Origin of the sequence: Providencia sp. JGM181, assembly GCF_018257375.1 — a bacterium.
Classification (GTDB): Bacteria; Pseudomonadota; Gammaproteobacteria; order Enterobacterales; family Enterobacteriaceae; genus Providencia; species Providencia lanzhouensis.
In genome coordinates this window covers 1-10,931 of record NZ_JAERJY010000125.1, presented here as the reverse complement: position 1 = coordinate 10,931, position 10,931 = coordinate 1, and the positions used below count along the sequence as shown (strand labels likewise).

The 10,931-nt window shown below is 41.7% G+C and carries 10 protein-coding genes; 6 read left to right on the top strand and 4 right to left on the bottom strand.

The window, feature by feature from the left end; genetic code table 11:
* The coding region (locus JK188_RS14045; protein ID WP_211888653.1) for a phage integrase Arm DNA-binding domain-containing protein at window positions 1-95 on the bottom strand (95 nt) is incomplete at its 3' end.
* 8 nt (window positions 96-103) lie between these two features.
* On the opposite strand from JK188_RS14045, the gene JK188_RS14040 reads away from it, so the two are divergent.
* From JK188_RS14040 to dld, 5 genes are all read left to right on the top strand, one after another.
* A complete protein-coding gene (locus JK188_RS14040) occupies window positions 104-751 on the top strand; it encodes a DJ-1/PfpI family protein (protein WP_249216028.1) in 648 nt (215 codons plus the stop codon).
* A gap of 383 nt (window positions 752-1,134) precedes the next feature.
* Window positions 1,135-3,114, top strand: a complete 1,980-nt coding sequence (locus JK188_RS14035; RefSeq protein ID WP_211885960.1) for a ligand-gated channel protein — start codon at window positions 1,135-1,137, stop codon at window positions 3,112-3,114.
* A gap of 186 nt (window positions 3,115-3,300) precedes the next feature.
* A complete protein-coding gene (locus JK188_RS14030) occupies window positions 3,301-3,858 on the top strand; it encodes a hypothetical protein (protein WP_211885959.1) in 558 nt (185 codons plus the stop codon).
* Window positions 3,859-4,382: 524 nt separating this feature from the next.
* A complete protein-coding gene (locus tag JK188_RS14025; protein WP_132495302.1) occupies window positions 4,383-5,765 on the top strand; it encodes an APC family permease in 1,383 nt (460 codons plus the stop codon).
* A 331-nt stretch (window positions 5,766-6,096) separates the two neighbouring features.
* The gene (gene dld / locus JK188_RS14020; protein ID WP_211885957.1) at window positions 6,097-7,824 is read left to right on the top strand and encodes a D-lactate dehydrogenase; all 1,728 of its coding nucleotides are present in this window, start codon (window positions 6,097-6,099) and stop codon (window positions 7,822-7,824) included.
* Window positions 7,825-7,894: 70 nt separating this feature from the next.
* Here the strand turns inward: dld and sbcB are convergent, their stop codons facing one another.
* The 3 genes from sbcB to JK188_RS14005 all read right to left on the bottom strand — a co-directional run bounded on the left by sbcB (window position 7,895) and on the right by JK188_RS14005 (window position 10,049).
* Window positions 7,895-9,334 carry an exodeoxyribonuclease I gene (gene sbcB, locus JK188_RS14015; RefSeq protein WP_211885956.1) on the bottom strand — a complete coding sequence of 480 codons (1,440 nt, stop codon included), beginning with the start codon at window positions 9,332-9,334 and terminating at the stop codon, window positions 7,895-7,897.
* 74 nt (window positions 9,335-9,408) lie between these two features.
* On the bottom strand, window positions 9,409-9,726 hold the full coding sequence (locus tag JK188_RS14010) for an addiction module antidote protein (RefSeq protein WP_154639312.1): 318 nt from the start codon (window positions 9,724-9,726) through the stop codon (window positions 9,409-9,411).
* Between the two features lie 8 nt (window positions 9,727-9,734).
* On the bottom strand, window positions 9,735-10,049 hold the full coding sequence (locus tag JK188_RS14005; protein ID WP_211885955.1) for a type II toxin-antitoxin system RelE/ParE family toxin: 315 nt from the start codon (window positions 10,047-10,049) through the stop codon (window positions 9,735-9,737).
* A gap of 288 nt (window positions 10,050-10,337) precedes the next feature.
* On the opposite strand from JK188_RS14005, the gene tmaR reads away from it, so the two are divergent.
* Entirely contained in the window at window positions 10,338-10,670 is a 333-nt protein-coding gene (gene tmaR, locus JK188_RS14000) for a PTS system regulator TmaR (RefSeq protein WP_036953053.1), read from the top strand.
* Window positions 10,671-10,931: the final 261 nt, after the last annotated feature.

Genomic DNA, 10,931 nt, shown 5'->3' with positions numbered 1-10,931 from the left:
AGGGCATGATATTTGCCAGTTATAGGGTGGCGATAACGCCAATAAACCTTGTTAGCTTTTCTGCTAAATAGTGGGTATTTTTGTCTGCCCAGGATTTATGCCAATGGACATTAATGGAGCACAATCCGTTTTTACTATTGTGGGTGCTGAAATTTATTTTATCTGGAAGCGTAAAGAGCTGCTTGAGGGTTACACAGGGTGGCCAACTATGCCAACAATGACATTCGATGAGTGTCCTGATGATTTAGATGTTTTAGTCACGGGTATGGTGCCTCCAGAGGTTATTGAAGATCCTGAAGTGATTCAGTTTTTTGCACGGGTTGGGCATACCGCAAAAACGGTGATTGGTACTTGCTATGGTTCGCTAATGTTAGGAACGGCAGGGTTATTGCGGGGTAAGCGGGCAACCAGTAATAGCAATGTTGTCCCGATGCTACCAGATGTAGGGGCAATTGCTGTAGGGGGCAGTGATGTCGTCATCGATGGGTCGATTTATACCTCTGGGCCGGCAACCGGTTCATTTGACGCCTCACTGTTGGTGCTCAAAGCCTTGCGTGGAGAAGAAGTTGCCTCCCTTGTCGAATTGGCAATTGAGTATGATCCTCGCCCGCCGTTTCGTACCGGTTCCCCTGAACTCGCAGGCCCTGAAATGACGGGAATAGCGCAACAGATGACTGCACCACTAAACCAACAGTATCACGCAGCGGCAAAACGCGGTTACGCACAGTTTAACCAGAATATTAATCAATAACCTTCCGTATCTACTGTCTTCTCGCGCTTGTATTTAGCTTTCTTTTGATAAGCGCTCACCTTTCTTCGTTTTTAATCGGATCTACGACGGATGAATAATCAGCCGCAGATCTTGATTCAAAAGATTTAACCTTTGACTTAAGTCACACAATTCATCACGGAAAGTCATGAATCATTCAATAATGGTATTGATAAGTATTACCATTTACATTATTGTTACCGCCTGCGAATGAGAGTTAATTACTTAATTGATTTAGCTTCGAAAGTGGTAAACCTCAGAAAGTATCATGTCAAAAGAATAATAAACCTTTGGGGCGTTAGACGACCCATGCTGAGCATAGAAAATTCATTGTTAAGATAAAGAAATCTCTTGGAGAATTGGGAATGGTTGTTTTTACTAAAAGAAAAATAGCAGTTAGCATTATTGCGGCTATCACTGCGGTACCTGCTTTTGCGGATGACAGCAGCGATAAAATTTTTGTAACAACTGCATCAGGTTATCAGCAAAAGATTGAAGATGCGCCAGCATCAATTTCCGTTGTGACACGTGAACAGCTAGAAACTAAAGCGTATCGCGATGTGACGGATGCCCTGAAGGATGTCCCTGGTGTTCTTGTTACTGGTGGCGGTAGCAGCTCCGATATTAGTATCCGAGGGATGGATGCAAAATACACTATGATCCTTATCGACGGGAAACGTGTGGATACACGTAGTACTCGCCCAAATAGCGATGGTTCTGGTATTGAGCAAGGCTGGTTACCACCATTACCTGCGATTGAGCGGATTGAAGTAGTACGTGGCCCTATGTCATCGCTATATGGCTCTGATGCTATGGGTGGGGTAATTAATATTATTACTCGCCGTGTACAACAAGAATGGACGACCAGTTTACGTGCAGATACTACCATTACAGAACGCAAAAATTCGGGTAATACAGGACAAGGAAGCTTCTATACATCTGGACCATTAATTGACGGTTTATTGGGAGTTAAAGCCCAAGGACAGTATTCACATCGTAGTGAAGACAAAATCATTGATGGATTTAATCGTCAAATTATGACTAGTGGCGGAGCGACTGTGTCATTAACTCCAGATGATAAAAACACGTTTGATGCGGAATTTAAACGTGATAACCAGCATCGTGATGACCGTGAAGGTTATACAAATAAAAGGGGTGATGGTAGCGGTTTTAGTAAATATGAATTGACCCACATGGCGTTAACTCATACGGGTATTTATGACATTGCATCGACGGACACTTATGTTCAGTACGATGAAACAAAAAACCCGGGTCGTAAAATGACCGCAGAAGACCTTGTGTTCCGAAATCAAAGTGTCTTTTTATTAGGTGACCACAGCGTAAGTATTGGTGGGCAATACCGTAAAGAGAAACTGAAAGATGAAGGAAATAAGTTTAAACAATATAATGAATTAGACAGATACAGCTGGGCATTATTTGCAGAAGATGAATGGTTAATGACAAATGACTTTGCATTAACAGGTGGTCTGCGAATGGATAATGATGAAAACTACGGTGCTCATTGGACTCCTCGTTTATACGGTGTTTGGCATGCAGATGAGCAATGGACGATTAAAGGTGGTGTATCTACAGGCTATAAAGCACCAAGTTTACGTGAGTCGTCGGCAAACTGGGGACAAGCAACTGGTGGCGGTAAAGGAAATGCCGTCATTTACGGTAACCCAGATCTGAAACCAGAAAAAAGTATCACTGAAGAGATTGGTGTTATTTGGAATAATCAAGATAACCTAACCGCTGGGGTTACTATTTATAATACTGATTTCAAAGATAAAATCACGGAAATCAGACGTTGTGACAATAGCATTGACACAATCAGAGATTGTACATTAGCGGATGGTGAAGGTGATACCCCAGGTAAACCGTACCGTTTTGTTAGCGATAAAGCCAACGTTGACAAAGCAAGAATGCAAGGTGTTGAAGTGACTTTCAACTGGGGAATTCTTGATAACCTCGAATTTGCAGCGAACTATACCTATACGCACACAGAGCAAAAAAGTGGTGTAAATAAAGGTAAGCCGTTGAGTAAGCAGCCTAAGCACATGGTAAATACCACCTTAACTTGGGATACAACGGAAGATTTACAAACTTGGGGTCGTATGAATTTCCGTAGTGAAACTTCAGATTATCAAGGTCGTGGTCAGCAAATGAGTAAAGGAACACCTTCTTATGCACTGTTTGACCTAGGTACGAGTTATAAACTCAGTAAAAATGCCAACATTGTTGGTGGTGTTTATAACGTGCTAGACCGCCGTGTAGATCAAGGAACCTATGGCGCTGAATTAGAAGGTCGTCGTTATAATATCGGCATCAACTACAACTTCTAATTAAACCATTAATTTTTATTTATCTAAGCCCTTTGGTTAATCGCCAAAGGGCTTTTTTGTACTATTATTTAAAAAGAAAATAGGTATCCAAAAAGAAAATCAGTAATTCGGAATAAAGATATGGTTATTTACCGCTAACTGCGTCAATCTTCCTCACCGCGATATGGAGCCGAGCAGGAATAGACTATGCCCAAATTTAACCGTTATTTTAGAGCTAGTTGTCTGAGTTTTTTACTATTTATAGGCGGTATTTCCCATGCCCTTGCAGGTGACCCGGGACCTTACCGATTAGTTTTTCTCGATATCTCGCAATCACCGTATCAAGATGGTCAAAAATTATTAATCGAATTGCGCAAAATGGAGAGGCTATCCTCAGTTCAAAGAGACGCTTGCTTTATGTGTAATGGCAGTGATGATGGTGATTCCGATGTGGAAGTGTTGTATGTCTACTCAGTTCCGGTAGGGCTATCCATTGAAGCACTCCGTAAAGCCGTCAATGGTGATGTTGAGGCGAGAAACAGTATGCAATCGGTACTGGGTAATTTTAAAGACCAATATGATTATGGCGTGGATGGGTTATTGATTTATAACCATCAAGAGGGAAAAGTGACGGTCTATACGATGGATAACAAAGTCGGTAGTCCATTGCAGTCAGAAACCAAAGCCATAAAAAGTAAATTACTGCACTCAAGTTTAGATATGTTATTGGAAAAAAGTGCCGCGAAATTAGACCGACCGGTTTAGCATTTTATTAAGGATAATCAATCGGATTTAGTGTCATTTATCGTCTTAAAAGCATGTCATATTAGCTATCAGAACGGAAAGTCCAAAATTATCAGAATTTCTCATCGAAAAGGGGGCGTTTTGTTAACAAATTGGCTTGCTATTTACAGGTATGACGTGCAAAATGCGCGGACTAAAAAATGACTGATGCCTGATAAAAACCGGCATCGGTTTTTTTGCTTTTTAGGGTTCTTTCATTTTAACGGGGCCGGATATCAGGCCGGATAGATAAATAAATATTTACGTGTAGCTAATATTTCATGCTACAGCTTTGAGGAATGCTTTTATGGCTTACTTTTTCGCACTGGCAGCAGGGCCAAGCGGCCGTCGTTGCCGCATTGATGACTACGGAGCAAACACCGGCTTCGCACAGACGCTTTTCCACTTCTCTTCTTTCTTCTCTGCTTATAGGCAGATGCAAAGTCTTCCCAGTAACTGTCGATTGAGTCGAAGTACGCAATCGAAAGTTATGGGAGGGCTTTATCATGCAAAATAATTCCGTACCTTTAGATATCGGCCACAACCAAACTGGTGCCAATAACCGTGTTCAACTTGCGAAGACATTAACGCTTGTACAAGTTGTTATGATTGGTATTGCGTATATCCAGCCAATGACTATCTTTGATACTTTCGGAATGGTATCAGATAAGACGGGTGGTCACGTCCCGACTTCATACATTATTGCACTTGCTGCGATACTGTTTACTGCACTGAGCTACGGTAAGCTGGTTAAACGCTTCCCATCCGCTGGTTCAGCCTATACTTATGCCCAGAAATCAATGAGTCCACATATTGGTTTCCTTGTGGGTTGGACATCTTTGCTGTCCTACATTTTCATGCCAATGATCAACATCTTATTGGCGAAAATTTATTTACAAGATATTTTCCCGAATGTTGAACCTGCGTATTTTGTTATTGGTTTGGTTATTTTAATGACCGCCGCCAACTTACGAGGCATCAACGTGATTGCAAACTTAAGTACCGTGATTGCGATTATCCAAATGGGGGTAATGGCGGTATTTACAGGTTTAGTGATCCACGGGGTTTCAAATGGTGAAGGGACAGGGGAGATCTGGACATTCAATCCATTTGCAAATGAAAAAACTGAGATGATCCCGTTGATAGCTGGAGCAACCATACTCTGTTTCTCATTCTTAGGTTTTGATGGGTTAAGTTCACTGTCAGAAGAGACACCAAATGCAGGTAAAGTTATTCCTCGTGCAATTTTCTTAACAGCACTGATTGGTGGCGTGATTTTTATTACCGTTTCGTTCTTCTTACAGCAATTTTTCCCAGACGTTTCACGCTTTGCGAATATTAACGAAACACAGCCTGACATTATGCGATTTGTGGCGGGGTCCTTCTTCCAAGCCATTATCCTTGTGTTCTCCTGTGTCACGGTATTAGCATCCGGTATGGCGGCTCATGCGGGTAGTGCGCGTTTAATGTATGTAATGGGTCGTGATGGTGTATTCCCAGAAAAAGTGTTCGGCTACGTTAGCCCAACATGGCGTACTCCAGCTTATAACGTCTTATTAGTTGGCTTCTTAGCCCTCGGCGCTATCTGGTTTGAGATGGATTTTGCAACAGCATTAATTAACTTTGGTGCGCTGATTGCATTTACATTCGTCAATATTTCAGTGATTAGCCAGTTCTTTATCCGTGAACGCCGTATTAAAGGCTTCAAAAACATCATGAATTATTTGATATTACCGATCATCGGTACGCTAACAGTCTGTGTGCTGTGGCTGAATATCGAAGAAGATTCAATGGTTTATGGTCTGATTTGGACGGCGGTTGGTCTGGTGTATATGGCGGTGTTGACACGTATGTTCCGTAGGCCTATGCCGCAGATGAGCGACGTATAGATATATTCTTCATACTTCGCGCCGTAGCGTTGTTGGCATCATAAAGTCACCCGAATCACATACTCATGTATGCTCATCGGGATGACTTTATTTGCCGCCTAGCTACAACACGAATTATTTTGAATGTATGCGAGCATCAAAATAATTAAACTGCGAACTGCGAACTGCGAACTGCGAACTGCGAACTGCGAACTGAAATTGAAGATGAATAAAAACAGCGCCTTTGGGTGCTGTTTTTGTTTCTAAAGGGTATTAATAATTTCTTAACATATTAATCTTATGTGATATTGTGGATGGGTTTAATGACAAGACCCTGACAGGAAGGCATGAGATGAATGATGTAAAAAATCCTGAGAACCAACGATTATTACTCACACTCAGGAACATTGTTGGCAAAAAAAATATCCTTACCGAACCCCATAAAACAGAACGTTATCGCAAAGGCTTCCGCTCAGGAGTAGGTGATGCCATTGCTGTTGTATTCCCAACCACATTACTCGAACAGTGGTATGTATTTAAAGCCTGTGTCGAAGCTGACAAAATTGTGATCATGCAAGCGGCAAACACGGGGCTCACCGAAGGCTCAACCCCAAGCGGCTATGATTATGATCGTGATATCGTCATTATCAGCACGTTACGCCTAAACCAAATTCAAGTGCTACCTGAATTCAACCAAGTGGTTGCGATGCCTGGCAGTACGCTCTATGACCTCGAAAAAATCCTCAAACCACTAGGGCGTGAACCGCACTCCTTAATTGGCTCTTCATGTATTGGTGCTTCTGTTGTGGGAGGAATTTGTAATAGTTCTGGTGGCTCCCTTGTGCGTCGTGGTCCGGCTTATACTGAGTTGGCCTTATATGGACGCGTCAATGAAGATGGCAAGGTTGAGCTGGTAAACCATTTAGGTATCGAATTGGGGAAAACTCCAGAAGAGATCTTAACCAACCTACAAAACCGTCGCTATAGCAGTGAAGATATTGAAAATAGCGAAAAGTTGGCATCCGACCATGACTATGCTGAACGCGTGCGAGATGTCGATGCAGACACGCCATCACGCTTTAATGCGGACGAACGTCGGTTATTTGAAGCCTCAGGTTGTGCGGGTAAGTTAGCTGTTTTCGCTGTGCGCTTAGACACTTTCCCTGCGGACAAAGCCACACAAGTTTTCTATATTGGTTCAAACAATCCAGATGTTCTAGAAGACATTCGTCGCCATATCTTGAGTGAGTTTGAAAACTTGCCTGTCGCGGGCGAATATATGCACCGTGGCTGCTTTGATATTGCCGAAATATACGGTAAAGATACGTTCTTAATGATAGATAAATTTGGTACCGACAAAATGCCAACTTTCTTTACCATTAAAGGGCGTATGGATGCGGTACTGAATAAAGTACCACTGCTACCATCAAATTTAATTGACCGTACCATGCAACTGCTAAGCAAACTGTGGCCATCTCATCTACCACCGCGTATGAAACAGTTCCGTGACCAGTACGAGCACCATTTAATGCTCAAAATGGCGGGAGACGGTATTGATGAAGCCAAAGTCTGGTTGAAATCCTTCTTCGCCACAGCCGATGGTGGCTATTTTGAATGCACACCAGAAGAAGGCGCAAAAGCATTCTTACATCGCTTTGCCGCTGCGGGATCTGCCGTTCGCTATCATGCCGTACATAATAATGATGTGGAAGATGTCCTGCCGCTAGATATTGCACTAAGACGTAATGACCGTGATTGGTTTGAAAAATTGCCACCAGAAATTGAAAATCTGATTGTGCATAAATTATATTGCGGACATTTTATGTGCCACGTAATGCATCAAGATTATGTCTTGAAAAAAGGCGTAGATCCGAAAGAGCTGAAGCAAAAAATGTTGGAATTATTGGATGCGCGAGGTGCTCAGTACCCAGCAGAGCACAACGTCGGGCATTTATATAAAGCACCGGAACAATTGAAATCGTTTTATAAAGTGTCTGACCCAACAAATACCATGAACCCAGGTCTTGGAAAGACCACCAAACGGAAACATTGGGAAGGGGATTGTGGTTGTGACCACTAGGGCACTAGAACAATAAAAGATAATAAAAATGGGCAGGTTTTCTGCCCATAGTTGTCTCTGGTGTTCACAATTAACTCGCGAGCTCAGCGGCATAGTTGACCAACGCTTTTAATTGCTGACAGCGTTTTTCATCTTCATGATGAACTTCCATGAGTAATTGAATTTGCTGTAAATAATCCGTTAAACGGCACTCAGTAAAATAATTGCGGCGATGCTGTAACCAACGCTGTTGCTCATCATAAGAGAGTGTCGCAGGGAAATTGCGTGCCTTATAACGGAAAAATAGCTCCTTCATACGCTTATCTTCAAAGCTAAGATCTAATGCAGGTAAATTTTGAGGTGGCGTTTCGCGAATAATGTCCATCGTAGAGCGATCAGACGGGCTGAAAAAGCCATTATAGATTTGGCTATCTACATCGTTATTTTCTTCAAATTGTTGGGCGACGCTAAACAACTCAATCAGTTTATTACGCACATCAGGATTCTTACGTAATAGTTCTAAATTACGCATGCATAGGTCACGGTCAATACCTGTACGCTCCGCATCTACCGTTCGCAAGGTCTTTTCAGGGGCAAGGATTGGGCATTTGTTAATATGTACCAGTTTAACTGGGACGGGTAGCTCGTCACCTAAATCGGCTTTTGGTGTGTATAAGCGCTCACGAAGTTCATCCGCATTTAACGTTAGTAGTGGCGACATATCGGCTGACAGGTCACACATAATCACCGCGTTTTTATTCTCAGGGTGCCAAGCGAGAGGGGCCACTAAGCTGACATAAGAGCGTACCGCGCCAAACATCCCCGATACATGAACTAACGGGGTCATATCCACGATGTCGATCAGCTGGTTAACTTTGTTTTTATTTCGCAGTTGATAGAAATAATCAAACATACGAGGTTGAGCTTGTTTCAGTAACTTAGCCATATTAATGGTGGCTAAAACGTCAGACATCGCATCATGGGCATTTTCATGGGCCACGCCGTTAGCTTTAGTTAAATATTCAAGGCGTAAGCTAGGTAACCCGTCATCATTTTCTGGCCAATTGATCCCTTCAGGGCGCAGCGCAAAGCAAGCACGTAACGCATCCAGTAAATCCCAGCGCGAATTGCCTTGCTGCCAGCTATAGGCGTAAGGGTCATAAAAGTTACGATAAAAAATATTTCGCGTCACTTCATCATCAAAGCGAATATTGTTGTAACCCATAATGCAGGTATTCGGTACGCTGAATGCGTCATGGATGCGCTTCGCAAATTCCGCTTCATTCACGCCGTTAGCCATGGCGATTTGCGGGGTAATGCCGGTTATCATGACCGCTTCTGGCTGAGGAAGATAATCATCCGTAGGTTTGCAGTAAAATACCTCAGGTTCATCGATGATGTTGAAATCTAAGTCTGTCCGCACACCCGCAAACTGAGCAGGGCGATCCAGAGCCGGATGCTTACCAAATGTTTCATAGTCATGGATAAAGAAGGTCGGCTGATTATGCTTATTTTTCAAAATGAGGTCCATCGTCGATTTAGGTGAGTAATGCAAACGCATAAAAGTTTGATGCTATGGTAAACCATATGGCAAAAAATCTAAACTTATGTGGGGGATAGCGTCGCGAGTGAAGAAAATGGTATTCCAGTTGCATTAATGATGCTGCGTAGCGTTTTTAATGTTGGGTTTCCAGTCGGGGATAATGTTCGATAGAGTGTTTCTCGGGATAAGCCGGACTGTTCGGCTATATCCGCCATCCCTCCTCGAGCTTCAATAATATGGCGTAAAGCTAATAAAAATGCGGCTTGCCCGCCATCTTCATCAATCTGTACAAAGGCTTGCTGTAGGTAAATTGGGATGAGAGTTGGATCTTTACGTAGCATTTCAACTACTGCATCGTCATGTAATCGAGATTTAGCCATATTTGTTCCTACCTTAAATAATCGGTTAGATACTGAATTGCGATATCAATGTCTGCTTGTTGTGTTTTTTTCGTACCCATTAAAAGCAGTAAAATAATCTCGTCTTTAACTAAGCTGTAATAGACTCGATATCCAGATCCTTGGTCAATTTTTAACTCCCATACTCTATTTCGACAATATTTATGTTTCCCTAAATTCCCCTTAGCGAGTTGGTTAATACGCATGACCACTTTAATTCTAGCAATTGGGTCTTTGATTTTATCGATGAAATCTGAGCATGGATCTTTACCATCCGTGGTTAAATAATGCCGAATTATACGCATATGTCCTCATGGTATCTTATAGGCTACAATGTTCAAGTGTTTTGTTTCAATGAAGAAGGTTATTACTAACATTGATTAATAAAACAGGCGGGATTTAATGGAGGAAGTTTGTCTGTATGTAAATGGCTTACGAGCACGCTCGCAAATTAAAGGCTAAAGATGCATTGGCAATGCAAATCATTAAATTCAAATCAATAAAATAGTGAATGCATCTTGTAAGGTGACCCTAGAAGAAGGTATTGTGTTAATAGACAATACATTTTGATTATTGAATAGGGGATTTTAAACATGGACAACGCCAACAAACCAACTTTCCAGAATGTCCTGGAATTTGTGCGTATGTTTCGTCGTAAAAATAAAATTCGTCGCGAAATCACGGATAACGAAAAGAAAATTCGTGATAACCAAAAGCGTGTTCTGCTGTTAGATAACCTGAGTGAGTATATCAAACCAGGTATGTCCATTGATGATATCCATGGCATCATCGCAAATATGCGTAGCGACTATGATGACCGTATCGATGATTACATCATTAAGAATGCTGAGTTATCCAAAGAGCGTCGTGAGATCTCTAAAAAACTTAAAGAGATGGGTGAGCTGGCGCGACCTGAAACTAAGTAATTATCGCCTGACTTAATTTTAAGGAAGCTGAGCTATGTCTCAGCTTTTTTTTAGTAATAAAATGAGATGGTTTACTTAATGATTAGTTGATTGGAGTTAAAATACATATATATTAATAACTTAGTTTTATTATGAGTTTTCATTCGCATATGTGTTTTGTTATCATTAACTCTTTAGTTGGTAAGAAAATACGCAATGAATAAACGATATTATATTAAAAATATGTGCTGGGGATGGTTTATGGGTTCATTATTTTTATCT